This is a genomic window from Enterobacter roggenkampii (genome assembly GCF_001729805.1).
Lineage (GTDB): Bacteria > Pseudomonadota > Gammaproteobacteria > Enterobacterales > Enterobacteriaceae > Enterobacter > Enterobacter roggenkampii.
On record NZ_CP017184.1, the window covers coordinates 686,751 to 710,666 of the forward strand.

General features: G+C 55.3%; 18 protein-coding genes and 1 pseudogene. 17 read left to right on the top strand and 2 right to left on the bottom strand.

Annotation, left to right across the window (positions count from 1 at the left end; all coding sequences use genetic code 11):
- The first annotated feature begins 144 nt into the window (after window positions 1-144).
- The 4 genes from dnaK (at window position 145) to nhaR (ending at window position 5,598) form a co-directional block, all read left to right on the top strand.
- Window positions 145-2,058: a molecular chaperone DnaK gene (gene dnaK / locus BFV67_RS03210; RefSeq protein WP_008502041.1), complete on the top strand. Its 1,914-nt coding sequence runs from the start codon at window positions 145-147 to the stop codon at window positions 2,056-2,058.
- 87 nt (window positions 2,059-2,145) lie between these two features.
- On the top strand, window positions 2,146-3,291 hold the full coding sequence (gene dnaJ, locus BFV67_RS03215) for a molecular chaperone DnaJ (RefSeq protein WP_008502040.1): 1,146 nt from the start codon (window positions 2,146-2,148) through the stop codon (window positions 3,289-3,291).
- Between the two features lie 173 nt (window positions 3,292-3,464).
- Entirely contained in the window at window positions 3,465-4,640 is a 1,176-nt protein-coding gene (gene nhaA / locus BFV67_RS03220; protein ID WP_023326672.1) for a Na+/H+ antiporter NhaA, read from the top strand.
- A 58-nt stretch (window positions 4,641-4,698) separates the two neighbouring features.
- A complete protein-coding gene (gene nhaR / locus BFV67_RS03225; RefSeq protein WP_008502038.1) occupies window positions 4,699-5,598 on the top strand; it encodes a transcriptional activator NhaR in 900 nt (299 codons plus the stop codon).
- A 59-nt stretch (window positions 5,599-5,657) separates the two neighbouring features.
- Here nhaR and rpsT read toward each other — a convergent pair whose 3' ends face one another.
- Complete coding sequence (gene rpsT, locus BFV67_RS03230) at window positions 5,658-5,921, bottom strand: 30S ribosomal protein S20 (RefSeq protein ID WP_008502037.1); 264 nt, start codon at window positions 5,919-5,921, stop codon at window positions 5,658-5,660.
- Between the two features lie 115 nt (window positions 5,922-6,036).
- Here rpsT and BFV67_RS24555 point away from each other — a divergent pair.
- From BFV67_RS24555 to BFV67_RS03275, 10 genes and pseudogenes are all read left to right on the top strand, one after another.
- Window positions 6,037-6,243 (top strand): annotated as a pseudogene (locus tag BFV67_RS24555) (DUF2575 domain-containing protein); the annotation flags it as partial.
- Between the two features lie 7 nt (window positions 6,244-6,250).
- Window positions 6,251-7,177, top strand: coding sequence for a bifunctional riboflavin kinase/FAD synthetase (ribF, locus tag BFV67_RS03235; protein WP_069597862.1), 927 nt, complete (start codon window positions 6,251-6,253; stop codon window positions 7,175-7,177).
- Between the two features lie 45 nt (window positions 7,178-7,222).
- A complete protein-coding gene (ileS, locus tag BFV67_RS03240; protein WP_069597863.1) occupies window positions 7,223-10,039 on the top strand; it encodes an isoleucine--tRNA ligase in 2,817 nt (938 codons plus the stop codon).
- Window positions 10,039-10,539: a signal peptidase II gene (lspA, locus tag BFV67_RS03245; protein WP_069597864.1), complete on the top strand. Its 501-nt coding sequence runs from the start codon at window positions 10,039-10,041 to the stop codon at window positions 10,537-10,539. The genes ileS and lspA overlap by 1 nt, the downstream gene beginning before the upstream one ends.
- Before the next feature lie 117 nt (window positions 10,540-10,656).
- Window positions 10,657-11,106: an FKBP-type peptidyl-prolyl cis-trans isomerase gene (gene fkpB, locus BFV67_RS03250; RefSeq protein WP_008502033.1), complete on the top strand. Its 450-nt coding sequence runs from the start codon at window positions 10,657-10,659 to the stop codon at window positions 11,104-11,106.
- Window position 11,107: 1 nt separating this feature from the next.
- On the top strand, window positions 11,108-12,058 hold the full coding sequence (gene ispH / locus BFV67_RS03255; RefSeq protein WP_032654909.1) for a 4-hydroxy-3-methylbut-2-enyl diphosphate reductase: 951 nt from the start codon (window positions 11,108-11,110) through the stop codon (window positions 12,056-12,058).
- A gap of 205 nt (window positions 12,059-12,263) precedes the next feature.
- Window positions 12,264-13,085: a 4-hydroxy-tetrahydrodipicolinate reductase gene (dapB, locus tag BFV67_RS03260; RefSeq protein ID WP_008502030.1), complete on the top strand. Its 822-nt coding sequence runs from the start codon at window positions 12,264-12,266 to the stop codon at window positions 13,083-13,085.
- Between the two features lie 454 nt (window positions 13,086-13,539).
- On the top strand, window positions 13,540-14,688 hold the full coding sequence (gene carA / locus BFV67_RS03265) for a glutamine-hydrolyzing carbamoyl-phosphate synthase small subunit (protein ID WP_010427050.1): 1,149 nt from the start codon (window positions 13,540-13,542) through the stop codon (window positions 14,686-14,688).
- 18 nt (window positions 14,689-14,706) lie between these two features.
- Entirely contained in the window at window positions 14,707-17,931 is a 3,225-nt protein-coding gene (carB, locus tag BFV67_RS03270) for a carbamoyl-phosphate synthase large subunit (RefSeq protein WP_008502028.1), read from the top strand.
- 139 nt (window positions 17,932-18,070) lie between these two features.
- Window positions 18,071-18,304 (top strand): YgdI/YgdR family lipoprotein, encoded by a 234-nt coding sequence (locus BFV67_RS03275; protein ID WP_069597865.1) that lies wholly within the window; start codon window positions 18,071-18,073, stop codon window positions 18,302-18,304.
- Between the two features lie 48 nt (window positions 18,305-18,352).
- Here the strand turns inward: BFV67_RS03275 and BFV67_RS03280 are convergent, their stop codons facing one another.
- Complete coding sequence (locus BFV67_RS03280) at window positions 18,353-20,566, bottom strand: autotransporter family protein (RefSeq protein WP_235610614.1); 2,214 nt, start codon at window positions 20,564-20,566, stop codon at window positions 18,353-18,355.
- Window positions 20,567-20,576: 10 nt separating this feature from the next.
- On the opposite strand from BFV67_RS03280, the gene BFV67_RS24560 reads away from it, so the two are divergent.
- The 3 genes from BFV67_RS24560 to kefC all read left to right on the top strand — a co-directional run bounded on the left by BFV67_RS24560 (window position 20,577) and on the right by kefC (window position 23,870).
- Window positions 20,577-21,146: a hypothetical protein gene (locus tag BFV67_RS24560; RefSeq protein WP_235610616.1), complete on the top strand. Its 570-nt coding sequence runs from the start codon at window positions 20,577-20,579 to the stop codon at window positions 21,144-21,146.
- A 335-nt stretch (window positions 21,147-21,481) separates the two neighbouring features.
- Window positions 21,482-22,012: a glutathione-regulated potassium-efflux system oxidoreductase KefF gene (gene kefF / locus BFV67_RS03285; protein ID WP_045353204.1), complete on the top strand. Its 531-nt coding sequence runs from the start codon at window positions 21,482-21,484 to the stop codon at window positions 22,010-22,012.
- The gene (kefC, locus tag BFV67_RS03290) at window positions 22,005-23,870 is read left to right on the top strand and encodes a glutathione-regulated potassium-efflux system protein KefC (protein ID WP_023345417.1); all 1,866 of its coding nucleotides are present in this window, start codon (window positions 22,005-22,007) and stop codon (window positions 23,868-23,870) included. The genes kefF and kefC overlap by 8 nt, the downstream gene beginning before the upstream one ends.
- Window positions 23,871-23,916 lie beyond the last annotated feature (46 nt).

Below are 23,916 nucleotides of genomic sequence, written 5' to 3' on the forward strand. Positions count from 1 at the left end.
GGATGCCGTCGCGACCCCATCTTGTAGTCAACCGCAGTGTGTGGACCTGAAAAAAATCAAATCTGGGCAGTTGAAAAAGCACGTTCTGCCCTTATTACAGGTACACAACCACATGTTGACTGAATTTTTAGTGGAGACGTTTAGATGGGTAAAATTATTGGTATCGACCTGGGTACTACCAACTCTTGTGTAGCGATTATGGATGGCACTACTGCACGCGTGCTGGAGAACGCCGAGGGCGATCGCACCACGCCTTCTATCATTGCTTATACCCAGGACGGTGAAACTCTGGTTGGTCAGCCGGCTAAACGTCAGGCAGTGACAAACCCGCAAAACACTCTGTTTGCGATTAAACGCCTGATCGGTCGCCGCTTCCAGGACGAAGAAGTTCAGCGTGACGTTTCCATCATGCCTTACAAAATCATCGCGGCAGATAACGGCGATGCATGGCTTGATGTGAAAGGCACCAAAACGGCACCACCGCAGATTTCTGCTGAAGTGCTGAAAAAAATGAAGAAAACCGCTGAAGATTACCTGGGTGAGCCGGTAACTGAAGCTGTTATCACCGTTCCTGCATACTTCAACGATGCTCAGCGTCAGGCAACCAAAGATGCTGGCCGTATCGCAGGTCTGGAAGTAAAACGTATCATCAACGAACCAACCGCGGCTGCTTTGGCTTACGGTCTGGATAAAGAAGTCGGCAACCGTACTATCGCGGTTTACGACCTGGGTGGTGGTACCTTCGATATCTCTATTATCGAAATCGACGAAGTTGACGGCGAAAAAACCTTCGAAGTTCTGGCAACCAACGGTGATACCCACCTGGGTGGTGAAGACTTCGATACCCGTCTGATCAACTACCTCGTTGACGAGTTCAAGAAAGATCAGGGCATTGACCTGCGTAACGACCCGCTGGCTATGCAGCGCCTGAAAGAAGCCGCTGAGAAAGCGAAGATCGAACTGTCTTCCGCTCAGCAGACCGACGTGAACCTGCCGTACATCACTGCAGACGCGACCGGTCCTAAACACATGAACATCAAAGTGACCCGTGCGAAACTGGAAAGCCTGGTAGAAGACCTGGTGAACCGTTCTATCGAGCCGCTGAAAGTTGCTCTGCAGGACGCTGGCCTGTCCGTGTCTGATATCAACGACGTTATCCTCGTTGGTGGCCAGACCCGTATGCCAATGGTGCAGAAGAAAGTGGCTGAGTTCTTTGGTAAAGAGCCACGTAAAGACGTTAACCCGGACGAAGCAGTGGCTATCGGTGCTGCGGTTCAGGGTGGCGTACTGACCGGTGAAGTGAAAGACGTACTGCTGCTGGACGTTACCCCGCTGTCTCTGGGTATCGAAACCATGGGCGGTGTGATGACTGCGCTCATCAACAAAAACACCACCATCCCAACCAAGCACAGCCAGGTGTTCTCTACCGCTGAAGACAACCAGTCTGCGGTAACCATCCATGTGCTGCAGGGTGAGCGTAAGCGTGCGGCGGATAACAAATCTCTGGGTCAGTTCAACCTGGACGGTATTAACCCGGCACCGCGCGGCATGCCACAGATCGAAGTCACCTTCGACATCGATGCTGACGGTATCCTGCACGTGTCTGCGAAAGACAAAAACAGCGGTAAAGAGCAGAAGATCACCATCAAGGCATCTTCTGGTCTGAACGAAGCGGAAATCGAAAAAATGGTTCGCGATGCCGAAGCTAACGCGGAATCCGACCGTAAGTTCGAAGAGCTGGTTCAGACCCGCAACCAGGGTGACCATCTGCTGCACAGCACCCGTAAGCAGGTTGAAGAAGCAGGCGATAAACTGCCAGCGGAAGACAAGACTGCTATCGAAGCTGCACTGAGTGCGCTGGAATCCTCACTGAAAGGTGAAGATAAAGCGGACATCGAAGCGAAGATGCAGGAACTGGCACAGGCTTCTCAGAAGCTGATGGAAATCGCTCAGCAGCAGCACGCTCAACAGCAGGCGGGCGCTGACGCTTCGGCGAACAACGCGAAAGACGACGACGTTGTCGACGCTGAGTTCGAAGAAGTTAAAGATAAAAAATAATCGCCCTGATGCAGGGTAATTTATCGGCACGGGCGTAGGAGAACTCTCCACGCCCGTGCTCGCATGTTAAGGGGCTTAAAAAAACCAATGGCAAAGCAAGACTATTACGAGATTTTAGGCGTTCCGAAAACTGCGGAAGAGCGTGAAATCAAAAAGGCGTATAAGCGCCTGGCCATGAAATTCCACCCGGACCGTAATCAGGGTGACAAAGAGGCTGAAGCCAAATTTAAAGAGATCAAAGAAGCCTACGAAGTCCTGACCGATGCACAAAAACGTGCAGCCTATGACCAGTACGGTCACGCAGCCTTTGAACAGGGCGGCATGGGCGGCGGTGGATTCGGTGGCGGCGGCTTTGGCGGCGGTGCCGACTTCAGCGATATCTTTGGTGATGTGTTTGGCGACATCTTCGGCGGCGGTCGTGGTCGTCAGCGCGCGGCGCGCGGCGCGGATCTGCGCTACAACATGGATCTGACGCTGGAAGAGGCCGTTCGCGGTGTTACCAAAGAGATCCGTATTCCGACGCTGGAAGAGTGTGACGTCTGCCACGGCAGCGGCGCGAAAGCGGGTACCCAGCCGCAGACCTGTCCAACCTGTCACGGCTCCGGTCAGGTCCAGATGCGTCAGGGCTTCTTCGCGGTACAGCAGGCCTGTCCTCACTGTCACGGTCGCGGTACGCTGATTAAAGATCCGTGTACCAAATGCCACGGCCACGGTCGCGTTGAGAAAACCAAGACCCTGTCCGTTAAAATCCCGGCTGGCGTGGATACGGGCGACCGCATCCGTCTGGCGGGTGAGGGTGAAGCTGGCGAACACGGCGCACCGGCAGGCGATCTGTACGTTCAGGTGCAGGTGAAACAGCACGCTATCTTCGAGCGCGAAGGGAACAACCTGTACTGTGAAGTGCCGATCAACTTCGCGATGGCGGCTCTCGGCGGCGAAATCGAAGTGCCGACGCTGGATGGTCGCGTCAATCTGAAGATCCCGGGCGAGACCCAGACCGGTAAGCTGTTCCGCATGCGCGGGAAAGGCGTTAAATCCGTTCGCGGTGGTGCGCAGGGCGACCTGCTGTGCCGCGTCGTCGTGGAAACACCGGTTGGCCTGAACGATAAGCAGAAACAGCTGCTGAAAGAGTTGCAGGAAAGCTTTGGTGGTCCGACGGGTGAGAAAAACAGCCCGCGTTCCAAAAGCTTCTTCGATGGCGTCAAAAAATTCTTCGATGATTTGACCCGCTAATCCGTTAGCTGGTTTCCATCTTCAAAAAGCCCGGAAGCGATTCCGGGCTTTTTTTATTTACGGGTATTGCTCGGTAAAAGTGAATCTATACTCAATATTAATCTGTTTTTGTCGAGCTATTTGGCCTGGTATTATGGTTTTATCGAGGTATTGTTGTAAAAGAGAGAACTTAAATGAAATTACTACACCGTTTCTTTAGCAGTGAGGCGTCCGGTGGCGTGCTCCTGATTATTGCCGCAGCGGCCGCGATGGTGCTGGCTAATCTTGGCATCACGCGGGATCTCTATCATGCATTTCTGGAAACGCCCGTTGAGCTGAAGGTCGGGGCGCTGGAAATTAACAAGAACATGCTGCTGTGGATCAACGATGCGCTGATGGCGGTGTTCTTCCTGCTGGTGGGGCTTGAAGTTAAGCGTGAGCTGGTTCTGGGCTCGCTTGCCAGCCGCCAGCGCGCGGCGTTCCCGGTCATTGCCGCGCTCGGTGGGATGGTGGTGCCGGCGCTGCTCTTCCTGGCGTTCACCTGGCAGGATCCGGTTGCACGTCACGGCTGGGCGATCCCGGCCGCGACGGATATCGCCTTTGCGCTCGGGGTGCTGGCCTTGCTGGGAAGCCGCGTGCCGGTTGCGCTGAAAATCTTCCTGATGGCGCTGGCGATCATCGATGATCTTGGCGCCATTGTGATTATCGCGCTGTTCTACACCAGCGATCTGTCGATCCTGTCTCTGAGTGTGGCCGCAGGCGCGATTGCGGTGCTGGCGCTGCTGAATATCTTTAATGTGCGCCGCATTGGTATCTACATCCTCGTGGGGATGGTGCTGTGGACGGCGGTGCTGAAATCCGGCGTGCACGCCACGCTGGCTGGGGTGATCGTCGGCTTCTTCGTGCCGCTTAAGCCGCAGGACGGCAAGTCGCCGGCCAAACAGCTGGAGCATGTACTGCACCCGTGGGTCGCCTTTATGATCCTGCCCCTGTTTGCGTTTGCCAATGCCGGGGTTTCGCTGGGCGGCGTGACGCTGGACGGGCTGACGTCCGTGCTGCCGCTGGGCATTATTGCCGGTCTGTTTATCGGTAAGCCGCTGGGTATTAGCCTCTTTTGCTGGCTGGCGACGAAACTGAAGCTGGCGTCATTGCCGCACGGCACCACGTTTAAGCAGATTATGGCCGTCGGCGTGCTGTGTGGAATAGGGTTTACGATGTCGATCTTTATCTCGACGCTGGCGTTTGGCGCGCATGCGCCTGAGCTGATCGTCTGGGCGAAACTCGGCATTCTCATCGGGTCATTACTGGCCGCCGTAATTGGTTATACCTTGTTGAAGGTGAAATTGTCCGGACAGGCCGTCCAGGCATAACGGAACACCGGGAGGAGGCGATCCTTCTCCCGAAACACACTCAAGGAGCGAAGACGCGATGTCTCATTTGAATTACAACCATCTTTACTACTTCTGGCACGTCTATAGACAGGGCTCGGTGGTCGGGGCTGCAGAGGCGCTCTACCTGACGCCGCAAACCATCACCGGGCAAATCAAGGCGCTGGAAGAACGTTTGCAGGGCAAGCTGTTCAAGCGTAAGGGGCGCGGGATTGAACCCAGCGAGCTGGGTGAGTTGGTTTTCCGCTACGCGGACAAAATGTTTACCCTTAGCCAGGAGATGCTGGATATCGTCAACTACCGCAAAGAGTCGAACCTGCTCTTTGATGTTGGCGTGGCGGATGCGCTGTCCAAACGGCTGGTGAGCGGCGTGCTGGATGCGGCGGTGGTTGAAGATGAACAAATTCATCTTCGCTGCTTTGAATCCACCCACGAGATGCTGCTGGAACAGCTGAGCCAGCACAAGCTGGACATGATTATCTCGGATTGTCCGATCGACTCCACGCAGCAGGAAGGGCTGTTCTCGGTGAAAATTGGGGAATGCGGCGTGAGCTTCTGGTGCATTAATCCGCCGCCGGAGAAACCCTTCCCGGCCTGCCTGGAAGAGCGTCGACTGCTGGTGCCGGGAAGACGTTCCATGCTGGGGCGCAAGCTCCTGAACTGGTTTAACTCGCAGGGGCTGAACGTGGAAATCCTCGGCGAATTTGACGATGCGGCGCTGATGAAAGCCTTTGGTGAAGCCCACAACGCCATCTTCGTTGCGCCGACGCTCTACGCGCACGATCTCTATTCGGACGACAAGATTACGGAGATAGGCAGAGTGGATAACGTGATGGAGGAGTATCACGCCATCTTTGCTGAAAGGATGATTCAGCATCCGGCGGTACAGCGAATCTGTAACCGTGACTACTCGGCGCTGTTTACGCCACCGGCAATCTGAAGATATAAAAAAACCCGCGTTAAGCGGGTTCTTTTAAAACAAGCAACAACAAGCGGCGATTAAGCCAGTTTGTTGATCTGCGCGGTCAGGTTTGCTTTATGACGCGCTGCTTTGTTTTTGTGGATCAGACCTTTAGCAGCCTGACGATCCACGATTGGTTGCATTTCGTTAAATGCGTTCTGCGCAGCAGCTTTGTCGCCAGCTTCGATAGCTGCGTATACTTTCTTGATGAAAGTACGCATCATAGAGCGACGGCTTGCATTGTGCTTACGAGCCTTTTCAGACTGAATAGCACGTTTCTTAGCTGATTTGATATTAGCCAAGGTCCAACTCCCAAATATGATCTATGTGGACAATTCAAAGGCCGAGGAATATGCCCTCTATACCTTCTTTTGTCAATGGATTTGTGCAAATAAGCGCCGTTAGTGTGGCGACGCTACGTTACGTAGTGATGGCGCAGGATTCTACCAGCTTGTTGTCCGTGAATACAGCTTTTCGGCATAAAAATCGCAGTTCGCGAGCAGATTTTTTCGCTGCGAAAGGTCAGCCTGATGAAATCATTACGGCTTTCTGTTTTGCACGAACAATCGCCGGTTAACCTTAACCGCTGTACAAGGTATACTTTGGCGATTTTCACTGTTTTGAGCCAGACATGAAGCTGATACGCGGCATACATAATCTCAGCAGAGCCCCGCACGGGTGCGTGCTGACCATTGGTAATTTCGACGGCGTGCATCGTGGTCATCAGGCGCTGTTGCAGGGATTGCGTAAAGAAGGGGAGGCCCGCGGCCTGCCCGTTGTAGTGATGATTTTCGAACCGCAGCCGCTGGAGCTGTTTGCGGGCGATAAATCTCCCGCCCGTCTTACACGCCTGCGCGAGAAGTTGCGCTATCTGGCTGAGTCCGGCGTGGACTATGTATTGTGCGTACGTTTCGATCGCCGCTTTGCCGCGCTGACAGCACAAAATTTCGTCAGCGACCTGCTGGCGAAGCGTCTTGGCGTGCAGTTTCTTGCCGTGGGCGATGATTTCCGCTTTGGCGCTGGTCGTCAGGGTGATTTCTTGCTATTACAGAAGGCTGGTCTGGAGTACGGTTTTGACGTCACCAGCGCGATGACCTTCTGTGAAGGCGGCGTGCGCGTCAGCAGCACGGCAGTGCGGCAGGCGCTGGCCAACGATGAACTGGATACGGCAGAAAACCTGCTGGGACATCCGTTCACCATCTCTGGTCGCGTGGTCCATGGCGATGCGCTGGGCCGCACGATAGGTTTCCCGACGGCGAATATACCGCTGCGTCGTCAGGTTTCCCCGGTTAAAGGGGTCTATGCGGTAGAAGTGGCAGGACTGGGCGATAAGCCGTTCTACGGCGTCGCCAATATTGGCACGCGTCCGACCGTTGCCGGTGTGCGTCAACAGCTAGAAGTGCACCTGCTGGACGTTGTAATGGACCTGTATGGTCGCCATATAGATGTGATACTGCGTAAAAAAATACGCAACGAGCAGCGATTTGGTTCGCTGGATGAACTCAAAGCGCAAATTGCGCGAGATGAATTAACAGCCCGCGAGTTTTTTGGGCTTTGAACCCGGCTTAACTGCCTACGTGATAAATACGGAACCGAGAATCTGATGAGTGACTATAAATCAACCCTGAATTTGCCGGAAACAGGGTTCCCGATGCGCGGCGATCTCGCCAAGCGTGAACCGGGAATGCTGGCGCGTTGGACCGATGATGACCTGTACGGCATCATTCGTGCAGCCAAAAAAGGCAAAAAAACCTTCATTCTGCATGATGGCCCTCCCTATGCGAATGGCAGCATTCATATTGGTCACTCTGTAAACAAGATTCTGAAAGACATTATCGTGAAGTCCAAAGGACTCGCGGGATATGACTCGCCTTACGTTCCGGGCTGGGACTGCCACGGCCTGCCAATCGAGCTGAAAGTTGAGCAGGAATTTGGCAAGCCTGGTGAAAAATTCACCGCCGCTGAGTTCCGTGCGAAGTGCCGCGAATACGCAGCCACCCAGGTTGACGGTCAGCGCGCTGACTTCATCCGTCTGGGCGTACTGGGCGACTGGTCGCATCCGTACCTGACCATGGACTTCAAAACCGAAGCCAACATCATCCGTGCGCTGGGCAAAATCATCGGTAACGGCCACCTGCACAAAGGCGCGAAGCCGGTGCACTGGTGCGTGGACTGCCGTTCTGCGCTGGCAGAAGCGGAAGTGGAGTATTACGACAAAACCTCTCCATCTATCGACGTAGCCTTCCATGCCGTCGATCAGGATGCGGTGAAAGCTAAATTTGGCGTGTCGTCCGTTAACGGCCCGATCTCGCTGGTGATCTGGACCACCACCCCGTGGACCCTGCCAGCCAACCGCGCGATCTCCCTGTCCGGTGAATTCGAATACGCGCTGGTGCAGATTGACGGCCAGGCGGTTATCCTGGCGAAAGATCTGGTTGAAAGCGTGCTGAAGCGCGCGAACATCGCCGATTACACCGTGCTGGGCACAGTAAAAGGCGACGCGCTGGAGCTGATGCGCTTCAAACACCCGTTCCTGGACTTCGACGTTCCGGCGATCCTGGGCGACCACGTAACGCTGGACGCGGGTACCGGTGCGGTACATACCGCCGGTGGCCACGGTCCTGACGACTACAACATCAGCCTGAAGTACGGTCTGGAAATCGCTAACCCGGTGGGGCCGGACGGTTCCTACCTGCCTGGCGCCTACCCGGCGCTGGACGGTATCAACGTCTTCAAAGCGAACGACATTATTGTCGACATGCTGCGCACCAGCGGCGCGCTGCTGCACGTTGAAAAAATGCAGCACAGCTATCCGTGCTGCTGGCGTCATAAGACGCCAATCATCTTCCGTGCGACTCCGCAGTGGTTCGTCAGCATGGATCAGAAAGGCCTGCGCGAGCAGTCTCTGAAAGAGATCAAAGGCGTGCAGTGGATCCCGGACTGGGGCCAGGCGCGTATCGAATCCATGGTGGCTAACCGTCCTGACTGGTGTATCTCCCGTCAGCGTACCTGGGGCGTGCCGATGTCGCTGTTCGTGCATAAAGAGACGCATGAGCTGCACCCGAACACCCTGGAACTGATGGAAGAAGTGGCGAAGCGCGTCGAAGTTGACGGCATCCAGGCGTGGTGGGATCTCGACGCCCGTGACATCCTGGGCGCTGATGCGGATAACTACGAGAAAGTGCCGGATACCCTGGACGTATGGTTCGATTCCGGGTCTACCCACTCCTCCGTGGTTGACGTGCGTCCGGAATTTGCCGGTCACGCTGCCGATATGTATCTGGAAGGGTCTGACCAACACCGCGGCTGGTTCATGTCATCTCTGATGATCTCTACCGCCATGAAGGGTAAAGCGCCTTACCGTCAGGTACTGACTCACGGTTTCACCGTGGATGGTCAGGGCCGTAAGATGTCCAAATCCATCGGTAACACCGTTTCTCCGCAGGACGTGATGAACAAGCTGGGCGCAGACATTCTGCGTCTGTGGGTGGCGTCGACCGACTACACCGGCGAAATGGCGGTGTCTGACGAGATCCTGAAACGCGCTGCCGACAGCTATCGTCGTATCCGTAACACCGCGCGCTTCCTGCTGGCGAACCTGAACGGGTTTGATCCGGCAAAAGACATGGTGAAACCGGAAGAGATGGTGGTGCTGGACCGCTGGGCGGTAGGCTGCGCGAAAGCGGCGCAGGAAGATATCCTGAAGGCCTATGAGTCTTATGACTTCCACGAAGTGGTGCAGCGCCTGATGCGCTTCTGCTCCATCGAGATGGGCTCGTTCTACCTCGACATCATCAAAGACCGCCAGTACACCGCGAAAGCGGACAGCGTGGCGCGTCGCAGCTGCCAGACCGCGCTGTTCCATATCGCAGAAGCGCTGGTACGCTGGATGGCGCCGATCATGTCCTTCACCGCGGATGAAATCTGGGGTTACCTGCCGGGCGATCGTGAGAAGTATGTCTTCACGGGCGAGTGGTACGAAGGTCTGTTCGATCTCTCCAGCACCGAAGCGATGAACGATGCCTTCTGGGACGAGCTGCTGAAAGTGCGTGGCGAAGTGAACAAGGTTATCGAGCAGGCGCGTGCTGACAAGAAAGTCGGTGGCTCTCTGGAAGCGGCGGTGACCCTGTACGCGGAGCCAGAGCTGGCGGCGAAGCTGACGGCGCTGGGCGATGAATTACGATTTGTCCTGTTGACCTCCGGTGCGAAAGTTGCGGATTATGCTCACGCGTCTGCTGATGCTCAGCAGAGCGAACTGCTCAAAGGACTGAAAGTCGCGCTGAGCAAAGCCGACGGTGAGAAATGCCCGCGTTGCTGGCATTACACCACCGATGTCGGTCAGGTGGCGGAACACGCAGACATCTGCGGACGCTGTGTAAGCAACGTCGCCGGTGACGGCGAAAAACGTAAGTTTGCCTGATGAGTAAAACTCTCTGTTTAACAGGACTGCGCTGGCTGTGGCTGGTTGTGGTGGTGCTGATTATCGATCTGGGCAGCAAGTTCCTGATCCTCCAGAATTTCGCTCTGGGGGAGACGGTGCCGCTGTTCCCGTCGCTTAACCTGCACTACGCGCGCAACTACGGTGCGGCGTTCAGTTTCCTTGCTGACAGCGGTGGCTGGCAGCGCTGGTTCTTTGCGGGTATCGCTCTCGGTATCTGCGTGATCCTGGCGGTGCTGATGTACCGCTCGAAGGCAACGCAAAAGCTGAATAACATCGCCTACGCGCTGATCATTGGCGGCGCGCTGGGCAACCTGTTTGATCGCCTGTGGCACGGCTTTGTGGTCGATATGATCGACTTCTACGTCGGCGACTGGCACTTCGCGACCTTTAACCTCGCTGATAGCGCCATTTGCATCGGTGCGGCGTTAATCGTGCTGGAAGGCTTCTTGCCTAAACCCGCTGCGAAAGAGCAGGCGTAAGCATCAATGCCGGGTGGCGCTACGCTTACCCGGCCTACAGAATTTGTGGCTTCCCGTAGGCCCGGTAAGCGTAGCGCCACCGGGCAACAGGTGACCCAAAACAAGCGAGCAATTTGCATGTCTAAATCCGTACAGAGCAACAGCGCGGTTCTCGTTCACTTTACGCTGAAGCTGGATGACGGCTCAACGGCCGAATCCACCCGCAACAACGGCAAACCGGCCCTGTTTCGTCTTGGCGATACCTCCCTGTCTGAAGGTCTTGAGCAGCAGCTTCTCGGTCTGAAAGAGGGTGAGAAAAAAGCCTTTTCGCTGGAGCCGGATGCCGCGTTTGGTGTCCCGAGCCCGGATCTGATCCAGTACTTCTCCCGTCGTGAGTTTATGGACGCGGGTGAACCGGAGATCGGGGCAATTATGCTCTTTACCGCTATGGACGGCAGCGAAATGCCTGGCGTGATCCGCGAAATCAACGGTGACTCGATTACCGTTGACTTCAACCATCCGCTTGCCGGGCGTACCGTTCATTTTGATGTTGAAGTGCTGGAAATCGATCCGGTACTGGAGGCCTGAAATGCAGATCCTGTTGGCTAACCCGCGCGGCTTTTGCGCCGGTGTAGACCGCGCTATCAGCATTGTTGAAAACGCGCTGGAGATTTACGGCGCGCCGATTTATGTGCGTCACGAAGTGGTGCATAACCGCTACGTGGTCGACAGCCTGCGCGAACGCGGTGCCATCTTTATCGAGCAGATCAGCGAAGTGCCTGACGGTGCGATCCTGATCTTCTCCGCGCACGGCGTCTCTCAGGCGGTCCGTAACGAAGCGAAAAGTCGCGATCTGACCGTCTTCGATGCCACCTGCCCATTGGTGACCAAGGTGCATATGGAAGTGGCGCGCGCCAGCCGTCGTGGTGAAGAGTCGATTCTGATTGGCCATGCCGGGCATCCGGAAGTCGAAGGCACCATGGGCCAGTACAGCAACCCGGAAGGGGGAATGTATCTGGTGGAGTCGCCGGAAGATGTCCTGACGCTGAACGTGAAAAACGAAGCGCGCCTGTCGTTTATGACCCAGACCACGCTCTCCGTCGACGATACCTCAGACGTGATTGACGCCCTGCGTCAGCGCTTCCCGAAAATCGTCGGGCCGCGCAAGGATGACATCTGCTACGCCACCACTAATCGTCAGGAAGCGGTGCGCGCGCTGGCTGAACAGGCGGACGTGGTGCTGGTGGTCGGCTCTAAGAACTCCTCCAACTCTAACCGTTTGGCTGAACTGGCACAGCGAATGGGCAAAGCGGCGTTCCTGATCGACGATGCCACGGATATTCAGGAAGCGTGGGTTAAAGACGCGGCCTGCGTTGGCGTGACGGCCGGGGCGTCCGCGCCGGATATTCTGGTACAAAACGTCATTTCCCGCCTGCAGGAGCTGGGCGGCGGCGAAGCGGTGCCGCTGGAAGGACGTGAAGAGAACATTGTTTTCGAAGTGCCGAAAGAACTGAGAATCGACGCCCGCGAAGTCGAATAGTCCCTTTTCTGATGAAAGGCCAGCACCTCCTGTGCTGGCCTTTTTTTTACCCGTTACTTTATCGTGACGACAAAATCATGTCTTTTACTGATATTTAAGTCGGTTTCACGTTAAATTCTAATTATTGGTGTTTTCAGTTGGCAGTGCTCAGAAAGGCTGGTTAATCTGAAAACGGTTTACATCATTTTAACGTAAGAGAATAACTATGCATGATGCACAGATCCGTGTCGCCATTGCGGGCGCGGGTGGACGTATGGGCCGTCAGCTGATTCAGGCGGCACTTCAGATGGATGGCGTAGCACTTGGCGCGGCGCTGGAGCGTGACGGTTCATCACTTCTGGGGACCGATGCTGGCGAGCTGGCGGGCGCGGGAAAGACCGGCGTCACCGTACAAAGCAGCCTGGATGCGGTTAAAGAGGACTTCGATGTCTTCATCGATTTTACCCGCCCGGAAGGGACGCTCGCGCATCTGGCATTTTGCCGCCAGCACGGCAAGGGGATGGTGATCGGCACCACCGGTTTTGACGATGCGGGCAAGCAGGCTATCCAGGATGCATCCAAAGAGATTGCGATTGTCTTCGCCGCAAACTTTAGCGTGGGGGTTAACGTCATGCTGAAGCTGCTGGAGAAGGCCGCGAAGGTGATGGGCAACTACACCGATATTGAGATTGTTGAAGCTCACCACCGCTATAAGGTTGATGCGCCATCCGGCACGGCGCTGGCGATGGGCGAAGCGATTGCTCATGCACTTGATAAAGATTTAAAAGACTGTGCGGTCTATGCCCGCGAAGGCCACACCGGGGAGCGCGTGCCAGGCACCATTGGTTTCGCAACCGTCCGGGCGGGTGACATCGTCGGCGAACATACCGCGATGTTCGCCGATATTGGCGAGCGCGTCGAAATTACGCATAAAGCGTCCAGCCGAATGACGTTTGCCAATGGTGCCGTTCGATCCGCTTTGTGGCTTAAAGAGAAGAAAAATGGTCTTTTTGATATGAGAGATGTGCTGGATCTCAACAATTTGTAAGCATTATTACCCATCGTGATGTGGTTATTGCAGTCGTAATTACTTGATTGCATAGGGCAATAATTTATTGCCCTTTTATTTTATCTGTTTCGTGATTATTTTGTTCATTTAGCCTTGAAAGTATAGCTGTTCCTCTTGATTCTCGTTACTGAAATGTAAATTTTGACCATTTGGTCCACTTTTTGATGCTTCGTCGACTCATTTTTCATTAAACCCGGCGCGCAAGCGTTTTCCGCCGTGATTTACCTGATCTTTTTGTCGCTTAAGCTTCACTCGCCTCGCCAGATACGCAAAAGACTAAACAAAATATCGGTTTTAAGTTGACTTTTACCCACCAAATCTCCAGAATGCCGCCGTTTGCCAAAAATCCGCTGGCAACACATTTGCATTGATCCATGACATGGTTATGAATTAATATGCAAATAAAGTGAGTGAATATTCTCTGGAGGGTGTTTTGATTAAGTCAGCGCTATTGGTTCTGGAAGACGGAACCCAGTTTATCGGTCGGGCCATAGGGGCAACGGGTTCGGCGGTTGGGGAAGTCGTTTTCAATACTTCAATGACCGGTTATCAAGAAATCCTCACTGATCCTTCCTATTCTCGCCAAATCGTTACTCTTACTTATCCTCATATCGGCAATGTCGGCACCAATGCGGCTGACGAAGAATCCTCTCAGGTACATGCGCAAGGCCTTGTCATTCGTGACCTGCCGCTGATTGCCAGCAACTTCCGCAACACTGAAGATCTCTCTTCTTACCTGAAGCGCCATAACATCGTGGCGATTGCCGATATCGATACCCGTAAGTTAACGCGTCTGCTGCGCGAGAAGGGTGCACAGAACGGCTGCATCATCGCAGGTGATAACCTCGATGCGACGCTGGCGCTGGAAAAAGCGAAAGCTTTCCCGGGCCTGAACGGCATGGACCTGGCGAAAGAAGTGACTACCGCTGAAGCCTACAGCTGGACTCAGGGTAGCTGGACGCTGGAAGGCGACCTGCCGGAAGCGAAAAAAGAGAGCGAGCTGCCGTTCCACGTGGTGGCCTACGATTTTGGCGCCAAGCGCAACATCCTGCGCATGCTGGTTGACCGCGGCTGCCGCCTGACGGTGGTGCCTGCACAAACGTCTGCCGAAGACGTGTTGAAGATGAATCCGGACGGTATTTTCCTGTCCAACGGTCCTGGCGACCCGGCGCCGTGCGATTACGCCATCGCCGCCATTAAGTCCTTCCTGGAAACCGATATCCCGGTATTCGGCATCTGCCTCGGCCATCAGCTGCTGGCGCTGGCGAGCGGTGCGAACACCGTCAAGATGAAGTTCGGCCACCACGGTGGTAACCACCCGGTGAAAGACATCGATAACAACACGGTGATGATCACCGCGCAGAACCACGGCTTTGCCGTCGATGAAGCCTCAATGCCGGCTAACCTGCGCGTGACCCATAAGTCGCTGTTCGATGGCACCCTGCAGGGGATTCATCGTACCGATAAGCCAGCATTCAGCTTCCAGGGCCACCCGGAAGCGAGCCCGGGCCCACACGACGCCGCGCCGCTGTTCGATCACTTCATCGAACTTATCGAGCAATACCGTAAGACCGCTAAATAATCAGGAGCCGAGAAGACAATGCCAAAACGTACAGACATAAAAAGCATCCTGATCCTTGGCGCTGGCCCGATCGTCATCGGCCAGGCCTGTGAATTCGACTACTCCGGCGCGCAGGCGTGTAAAGCCCTGCGTGAAGAGGGCTACCGCGTTATCCTGGTGAACTCTAACCCGGCGACCATCATGACCGACCCGGAAATGGCTGATGCAACCTACATCGAGCCGATTCACTGGGAAGTGGTGCGTAAAATCATCGAAAAAGAGCGTCCGGACGCGGTGCTGCCAACCATGGGCGGCCAGACGGCGCTGAACTGCGCGCTGGAGCTGGAGCGTCAGGGCGTGCTGGCCGAGTTCGGCGTGACCATGATTGGCGCGACCGCCGACGCGATTGATAAAGCCGAAGACCGTCGCCGCTTCGACGTGGCGATGAAGAAAATCGGCCTCGACACCGCGCGTTCCGGTATCGCACACAACATGGAAGAGGCGTTGGCCGTTGCGGCTGAGGTGGGCTATCCGTGCATCATCCGTCCATCGTTCACCATGGGCGGCACCGGCGGCGGTATTGCCTACAACCGCGAAGAGTTCGAAGAGATTTGCGAACGCGGTCTGGATCTTTCCCCAACCAAAGAGCTGCTGATTGATGAATCGCTGATTGGCTGGAAAGAGTACGAGATGGAAGTGGTGCGTGATAAAAACGACAACTGCATCATCGTCTGCTCCATCGAAAACTTCGATGCGATGGGTATCCACACCGGCGACTCCATCACCGTTGCGCCAGCCCAGACGCTGACCGACAAAGAGTACCAAATCATGCGTAACGCCTCGATGGCGGTACTGCGTGAAATCGGCGTGGAAACCGGCGGTTCTAACGTGCAGTTCTCCGTGAACCCGAAAACCGGCCGTCTGATTGTTATCGAAATGAACCCGCGCGTGTCCCGTTCCTCCGCGCTGGCCTCTAAAGCGACCGGCTTCCCGATTGCGAAAGTGGCGGCGAAACTGGCGGTGGGTTATACCCTCGACGAGCTGATGAACGACATCACCGGTGGCCGCACCCCTGCGTCCTTCGAGCCGTCCATCGACTACGTTGTGACCAAAATTCCACGCTTTAACTTTGAGAAATTCGCTGGCGCGAACGACCGTCTGACCACCCAGATGAAATCCGTCGGTGAAGTGATGGCGATTGGCCGCACGCAGCAGGAATCCCTGCAGAAAGCGCTGCGCGGCCTCGAAGTGGGCGCGACCGGCTTTGACCCGAAAGTGAGCCTGGACGACCCTGAAGCGCTGACCAAAATCCGCCGCGAGCTGAAAGACGCGGGTGCGGAGCGCATCTGGTACATCGCCGATGCCTTCCGTGCCGGCCTGTCCGTCGACGGCGTGTTCAACCTGACCAACATCGACCGCTGGTTCCTGGTACAGATTGAAGAGCTGGTGCGTCTGGAAGAGAAAGTGGCAGAGCTGGGCATCAACGGCCTGGACGCAGACTTCCTGCGCATGCTGAAGCGTAAAGGCTTCGCCGACGCGCGTCTGGCTAAGCTGGCGGGCGTGCGCGAAGCGGAAATCCGCAAGCTGCGCGACCAGTATGACCTGCACCCGGTTTACAAGCGCGTCGATACCTGTGCGGCAGAGTTTTCTACCGACACCGCGTACATGTACTCCACCTATGAAGACGAGTGCGAAGCGAATCCGTCAGTTGACCGCGACAAGATTATGGTGCTGGGCGGCGGTCCAAACCGTATCGGCCAGGGCATCGAGTTCGACTACTGCTGCGTACACGCCTCGCTGGCGCTGCGTGAAGACGGTTACGAGACCATCATGGTCAACTGTAACCCGGAAACCGTCTCCACCGACTACGACACCTCCGACCGCCTCTACTTCGAGCCGGTTACCCTGGAAGATGTGCTGGAAATCGTGCGCATCGAGAAGCCAAAAGGCGTTATCGTGCAGTACGGCGGCCAGACTCCGCTGAAGCTGGCGCGCGCGCTGGAAGCGGCGGGCGTGCCGGTTATCGGTACCAGCCCGGACGCGATTGACCGCGCGGAAGACCGCGAGCGTTTCCAGCAGGCGGTTGACCGTCTGAAGCTGAAACAGCCGGCGAACGCCACGGTGACGGCCATCGAACAGGCCGTAGAGAAGGCGAAAGAGATTGGCTACCCGCTGGTGGTGCGTCCTTCTTATGTGCTGGGCGGCCGCGCGATGGAAATCGTCTACGACGAAGCCGACCTGCGCCGCTACTTCCAGACGGCGGTGAGCGTCTCCAACGATGCGCCAGTGCTGCTTGACCGCTTCCTCGACGATGCGGTAGAAGTGGACGTTGACGCCATCTGCGACGGCGAAATGGTGCTGATTGGCGGCATCATGGAGCATATCGAGCAGGCGGGCGTACACTCCGGCGACTCCGCCTGTTCTCTGCCAGCGTACACCCTGAGCCAGGAAATTCAGGACGTGATGCGCCAGCAGGTGCAGAAGCTGGCCTTCGAGCTGCAGGTTCGCGGCCTGATGAACGTCCAGTTCGCGGTGAAAGATAACGAAGTCTACCTGATTGAAGTCAACCCGCGTGCGGCACGTACCGTCCCGTTCGTCTCTAAAGCCACCGGTATTCCGCTGGCGAAAGTGGCGGCGCGCGTGATGGCAGGCCAGACGCTGGCACAGCAGGGCGTGACCAAAGAGATCATTCCACCGTACTACTCGGTGAAAGAAGTGGTGCTGCCGTTCAACAAATTCCCGGGCGTTGACCCGCTGTTAGGGCCAGAAATGCGCTCAACCGGGGAAGTGATGGGCGTGGGCCGTACCTTCGCAGAAGCGTTTGCGAAGGCGCAGCTGGGCAGCAGCTCCACCATGAGAAAATCGGGCCGTGCGCTGCTCTCTGTTCGCGAAGGCGATAAAGAGCGCGTGGTTGACCTTGCGGCCAAGCTGCTGAAGCAGGGCTTTGAGCTGGACGCGACCCACGGTACGGCAATTGTGCTGGGCGAAGCGGGTATCAACCCGCGTCTGGTGAACAAGGTGCATGAAGGTCGTCCGCACATTCAGGATCGTATCAAGAATGGCGAATACACCTACATCATCAACACCACCGCAGGCCGCCAGGCGATTGAAGACTCCAAGCTGATTCGCCGCAGCGCGCTGCAGTACAAAGTGCATTACGACACCACCCTGAACGGCGGTTTCGCAACGGCCATGGCGCTGAACGCGGATGCCACCGAGAAGGTGATTTCGGTTCAGGAAATGCACGCGCAGATTAGCAAGTAAGTAAAAATGCCCGGTGCCGTTCGGTTGCCGGGCATTCACCCCATCTTCAGAACCTTCTGGTTTTTCATCCTCTTTCAGTCAGTTAGCCTAAAATTGTTAGGTCGATAACGAAATTCAACTGAGAGCAGGGGAAAACACCATGCAAAATAAATTACTGATCGCCACCCTTATTGCCGCCACTGCAACGTTTACCGTCGCGGGCTGTTCCTCTAACCAGGCAGTGAAAACCACCGATGGCAAAACCATTGTCACCGACGGAAAACCACAGGTCGATGACGATACCGGTCTGGTGTCGTATAAAAATGCGGAAACGGGTCAGACCGAGCAGATCAACCGCGATCAGGTGAAATCAATGGGCGAGCTGGATAACTAATAAAAAAAGCCGTGGCGTTTGCCACGGCTTTTAGTCTTTCAGGAACGATTACCAGCGGTGGTTCAGCAGGATATGACCGCCATAAGCAGCATAGCTGTTCTCACCCCACTCGCCGCTGGCGCGCAGGGAGAGCGTCGTGGTTTCGTTCAGGTTGCCGGTGACGCCCAGCTCTAACTGACCACGATCTTCCGGCGTATCGTTGCTGACGGCCTCGCCGTTAAACGCCAGATCGTTCTGACCTGCGCCTTTCAGCCAGTTCACGGCAACGTACGGCTGCCAGGCTTTCACGTCTTTCTGTTCGAAGTAGCTTGATTTGACGCCCAGACGACCAAACAGACCGTCGTTGTCCAGCGTGGTAATCCGCACGCCGTCGCGATCGGTATGGTTTTCCTGATCCAGATAGCTGTAGATAACCTGCGCCTGAGGTTCGATTTTCCAGGTGCGCTCATTTTCTGAATCAATCACCCATGCATGGCCCACTTCGACGGATGCCGCGAAGCCCTCACTGTCGTAATCTTCATCATTACGGTTGCTGGTCACTTTATTGTTGTACCAGCTATAGGCGGCCCAGGTATCAACGTAGCTGCCCAGACGCAGCTTCTGATCTTCCTGCCAGGTTGCATACAGGCCGACGTTAAAGCCATCCACTTTGCCCTGCGCATCACGTACGTTGTGTTTTGCATCAGAGTGGGTCTTCGCCTGGCCTGCCCCGAACATGCCACCCGCACGCAGGATGCCGTTGTCCATTGGCTTACTCATGAAGTCGCTGCCTACCTGAAGGACAGTGGTGGTGGTGTCATAGCTGACTTTGTCACCGCCCGCATTGTTTTCATGGTAGCGACCTTTGACGTACATCCAGGTGTTGAGATCTTCCTCGTTACGGAAGGTGATCTGATCGCGATCGTCACGCTTGTGCAGGAACATGCTCTGCGCGGCAAGGTAGTTACCTAAGTAAGCGCCGACCTCAGGAGCCATGACTTCGGGACCGCTATTGCTGCCGTTGTCGGTGTTACCACCGTTGTCGGTATTATCAGACGGTTCATCGGAAGGCGTGGCCTTTGACTCCAGGTACCAGTTGCCGTTGCTGTGCTGATAGAGATTATATTCCCACGCACCGGCAACCACCGGTTTGGCAAGGGTCAACTTGGCTTCGGAGCTGCCGCCAATGCTGACAATTTCCATGCCGTTAACGGTTTGCGCGCCCAGGCCGCCAATGTTGTTCACGCTGACGTCGGACTGGCCAAAGCTGCTGCCGGTAATGGTGAGATGATCGGTTGGCGAGTTGTCTTCACCCAGGGTACTGTTCATCACGATCTGACTGCCCGCAGAGCCGGTATAGTCGCCGTTAATAGTGAAATTATTGCCAACGCTGTGATTGGCGGCGCTGAGTAACAGTGTGCCACCATTGGTGACGTTGCCGTTGACCGTATCGATACCTGAAACGCTCAGCGTATCGTTACCCTGAATCGCATTCCATGCTGCCAGCGTACCACCCGTGAGGATGTTGATATTGTCGTTTACTTCGCCAGCAGTGGCAAACTGAGCGCCATTTTCGACAGTAATCGTCGCGTTGCTACTCTTTGTACCAAGCGTTGAACCAACAGCGACCAGCGTGGTGCCGCTATGCAGAACGGTATCACCCGTGTAGGTGTTTTTGCCGGTTAGCGTCAGGGTGTTGGAATCCACTTTTTCAACATTGCCGCTACCGGTAATGCCGGTGGCGAACGCCGTATTACTGCCCTGATTAAAAATAAGTGTGCCGTTGTTGGTCAGTCCACCACTCAGCGTCGCGGTTTTCGTACCATCACCCAGCTGGAGAGAAGCATCTTTGGCAACGAGAGTCGTACCTGCATTAGACACATTCCCCGACAGGATTAAATCACCGCTGTTAACCAGCAGCGAATTGCCAGAACCGATAATGTCGATATTCCCTGAGAGCGCCCAGCTTTCGCCGTCCATTTCTAAAGAAGCAAAGCCATCGCCTTCCGATAAGCCAACAAAATTGCTGTCTTCTGTGCCGGTTCCTGCCAGGGTTATCGTATTTCCTTTAGAGATGCTCGAAATGACGTCGCCTTTCAGTGACGAGCCAGTGTCAAGCACCAACGTATTATTTTTGCTGCTGGCAAACGTAATAGCCGTACCGCCACCACCGATCGAACCGTTGTTAATGATATCAACTTTCGCCGTATCCGTTACGTTGATGCCGTTTTGCGCACCCTGAACGGTTCCAGTATTGGTGATTTTTGAATTGCCTTCGCTCACGGTAATACCATTGTCACTTGTACCGCTTATTGTACCGCTGTTATTTATACCGGCACCTGTTTGGGCGTTGATACCTGTCTTGCCTTTTATCACTCCCGATGACTTGTTGTTAATATTTATTGCAGAAGAGGACTCACTGACAAAGATTCCATTTTCAGAACCGGAAATATTCCCCTCATTATTTAAATCTCCCAGCATTGACTCGATGTTAATGGCGTTGCCAGTTGTAGATGTAATATTTGCGTTGAGATCGTTATTAATAATGACATGTTGCGCACGAGTATTAATCTCCAGACCATTTTCCATTCCAGAAATATTACCCTGGTTGGTGACCGTTTTTACGTTAAATCCTGTAACGGAGACGGCAGCTTCATTCCCGGAAGAGGTTATCGTAACGTCTTTATTAATGACGTATTCAGCGTCGGTGGAGAAGTTTTGTGGAATTGAGGTTGATTGGTCAATCGTGCTGGCAAAAGCGACGGCGGGGGTGAATAACAATAGGGCAGGAAAGAGACTTCCCAGAGTTTTAGTCGTTTTATTGAGTCTGAAATTTTTGTTGCTCATTTACACATCCATTTGAATTAGAAAGGCGCGATACGACGTATTAAAATCACGTCAGTATGCGGAGAAAAAGAATGAGCTCGCTACAAAGAGCGTAAAATTATTATTTTTTCAATGTTTTATGTATAGATCGATTTATTAAATAATTATTTTAGATTTTCTTAAAATATCTCATTCCTATATGGATTGAAGTGAGATATTCACATCCTGGATTTTTTGGAGAGGAAAAATCGTCCAACGAATGATGATTACCAATAGCTGCGCTTTCCTTTTCATGGCTGCTGCGCCCCTTTCACCGGGCGGGTTAACTGTCTACACTCACTGCTACAAGAAGAGAAGAAGACAGGCCATTTGATGATACTCATAATTTATGCGCACCCCTATCCGCAGCACTCGCATGCGAATAAGCGGATGCTTGAGCAGGTAAGGACGCTTGAAAACGTCGAGATACGTTCCCTCTATCAACTCTATCCCGATTTCAACATCGATATTGCCGCCGAACAGGAGGCGCTCTCCCGTGCCGATCTGATCGTCTGGCAGCATCCTATGCAGTGGTACAGCACGCCCCCACTCCTGAAATTGTGGATTGATAAAGTCTTCTCCCACGGCTGGGCTTACGGCCACAACGGCAATGCGCTAAATGGGAAAAGCCTGATGTGGGCGGTCACCACGGGTGGAGGGGAAAGCCACTTTGATATTGGTTCCTTCCCGGGGTTTGAGGTTCTGGCACAGCCGCTGCAGGCGACCGCACTTTATTGCGGGCTGAACTGGCTCCCGCCTTTTGCGATGCACTGCACCTTTGTCTGCGACGATGAAACGCTGCAGGCGCAGGCGCGCCATTATAAACAACGCTTACTTGAGTGGCAGGAGGCGCACCATGGATAGCCATACGCTGATACAGGCGCTGATATACCTCGGCGCGGCGGCGCTGATTGTACCCGTGGCGGTTCGCCTGGGACTGGGCTCTGTTCTCGGCTATCTGATTGCGGGCTGCGTCATTGGGCCGTGGGGCTTTCGACTGGTGACGGATGCAGAGGCAATCCTCCATTTCGCTGAAATCGGCGTTGTACTGATGCTCTTTGTGATTGGTCTGGAACTCGATCCGCAGCGCCTGTGGAAGCTTCGCGCCTCGGTGTTTGGCGGCGGGGCGCTGCAGATGGTGGCCTGCGGCCTGCTGCTGGGTGGGTTCTGCATCCTGCTGGGCATGGACTGGAAAGTGGCAGAGCTTATCGGCATGACGCTGGCGCTCTCCTCGACCGCCATTGCCATGCAGGCCATGAACGAGCGCAATCTGACGGTCTCCCAGATGGGACGCAGCGCGTTCTCGGTGCTGCTGTTCCAGGACATTGCCGCTATCCCGCTGGTGGCGATGATCCCACTGCTGGCGGCCAGCGGTTCCGCCACGACGCTGGGGGCGTTTGCGCTGTCGGCATTAAAAGTGGTGGGGGCGCTGGCGCTGGTGGTGCTGCTTGGTCGCTACGTCACCCGTCCGCTGCTGCGGTTCGTTGCCCGCTCGGGCCTTCGCGAAGTGTTCAGCGCCGTGGCGCTCTTCCTGGTGTTTGGCTTTGGTTTGCTGCTGGAGGAAGCCGGGCTGTCGATGGCGATGGGGGCGTTCCTCGCAGGCGTTCTGCTGGCGAGTTCCGAATACCGTCACGCGCTGGAAAGCGATATTGAGCCGTTCAAAGGCTTGCTGCTGGGGCTGTTTTTCATCGGCGTGGGGATGTCCGTCGACTTCGGCACGCTGGTGACGCACCCGCTGCGGATCGTCATCCTGCTGGTTGGCTTCCTGATCATTAAAATGGCGATGCTGTGGCTGATTGCGCGTCCGCTCAAGGTGCCGAATAAGCAGCGCAGCTGGTTTGCGGTTCTGCTGGGGCAGGGGAGTGAATTTGCGTTTGTGGTCTTTGGCGCAGCACAAATGGCAAACGTCCTCGACCCAGAGTGGGCGAAAGCGCTGACGCTTGCGGTCGCGCTGTCGATGGCCGCGACGCCTATTCTGCTGGTGGTGCTGACGCGTCTGGAAAAATCGGGTAGCGAGCAGGAGCGCGAAGCCGATGAAATTGACGAAGAGCAGCCGCGCGTCATTATTGCCGGATTTGGCCGCTACGGGCAGATCGTTGGCCGTCTGCTGCTGTCCAGCGGAGTGAAAATGGTTATCCTCGATCACGACCCCGACCATGTCGATACCCTGCGAAAATTTGATATGAAGGTGTTTTACGGCGACGCGACCCGCGTCGATCTGCTGGAATCTGCCGGGGCGGCAAAAGCGGAGGTGTTGATTAACGCCATTGACGATCCGGAGACCAGCATGCAGATGGTGGAAATGGCGAAAGAACATTTCCCGAATCTGACCATCATTTCACGCGCCCGCGATGTTGATCACTATATCCGGCTGCGGCAGGCGGGGGTAGAAGCACCGGAGCGTGAAACCTTTGAAGGTGCGCTGAAGTCTGGCCGCATGGCGCTGGAAAATCTGGGGCTCGGCGCGTACGAAGCGCGCGAGCGTGCGGACCTGTTCCGCCGCTTTAACACCGAGATGGTCGAAGAGATGGCGGCGATGGCCGGGAGTACGGCCACCGAGCGTGCGGCGGTGTTTAAACGCACCAGCGCGATGCTGACGGAAATCATTAACGAGGACCGTAATCACCTGTCGCTGATCCAGCGTCACGGCTGGCAGGGAACGGAAGAGGGCAAGCATACCGGGGATCCGGCTGACGAACCGGAGAGTAAACCTTCCGCGTGAAGTGGAGTTGCCAGCAATAATAAAAAATTTCTTTATCTTTACCCTG

What these genes read in the sequence shown, in the direction of transcription:
- dnaK (WP_008502041.1), top strand. Translation starts at nt 145, where the DNA reads ATGGGTAAAATTATTGGTATCGACCTGGGTACTACCAACTCTTGTGTA.
- ribF (WP_069597862.1), top strand. Translation starts at nt 6,251, where the DNA reads ATGAAGCTGATACGCGGCATACATAATCTCAGCAGAGCCCCGCACGGG.
- BFV67_RS03275 (WP_069597865.1), top strand. Translation starts at nt 18,071, where the DNA reads ATGCAAAATAAATTACTGATCGCCACCCTTATTGCCGCCACTGCAACG.
- ispH (WP_032654909.1), top strand. Translation starts at nt 11,108, where the DNA reads ATGCAGATCCTGTTGGCTAACCCGCGCGGCTTTTGCGCCGGTGTAGAC.
- lspA (WP_069597864.1), top strand. Translation starts at nt 10,039, where the DNA reads ATGAGTAAAACTCTCTGTTTAACAGGACTGCGCTGGCTGTGGCTGGTT.
- ileS (WP_069597863.1), top strand. Translation starts at nt 7,223, where the DNA reads ATGAGTGACTATAAATCAACCCTGAATTTGCCGGAAACAGGGTTCCCG.
- nhaR (WP_008502038.1), top strand. Translation starts at nt 4,699, where the DNA reads ATGTCTCATTTGAATTACAACCATCTTTACTACTTCTGGCACGTCTAT.
- fkpB (WP_008502033.1), top strand. Translation starts at nt 10,657, where the DNA reads ATGTCTAAATCCGTACAGAGCAACAGCGCGGTTCTCGTTCACTTTACG.
- nhaA (WP_023326672.1), top strand. Translation starts at nt 3,465, where the DNA reads ATGAAATTACTACACCGTTTCTTTAGCAGTGAGGCGTCCGGTGGCGTG.
- carB (WP_008502028.1), top strand. Translation starts at nt 14,707, where the DNA reads ATGCCAAAACGTACAGACATAAAAAGCATCCTGATCCTTGGCGCTGGC.
- kefC (WP_023345417.1), top strand. Translation starts at nt 22,005, where the DNA reads ATGGATAGCCATACGCTGATACAGGCGCTGATATACCTCGGCGCGGCG.
- dapB (WP_008502030.1), top strand. Translation starts at nt 12,264, where the DNA reads ATGCATGATGCACAGATCCGTGTCGCCATTGCGGGCGCGGGTGGACGT.
- dnaJ (WP_008502040.1), top strand. Translation starts at nt 2,146, where the DNA reads ATGGCAAAGCAAGACTATTACGAGATTTTAGGCGTTCCGAAAACTGCG.
- kefF (WP_045353204.1), top strand. Translation starts at nt 21,482, where the DNA reads ATGATACTCATAATTTATGCGCACCCCTATCCGCAGCACTCGCATGCG.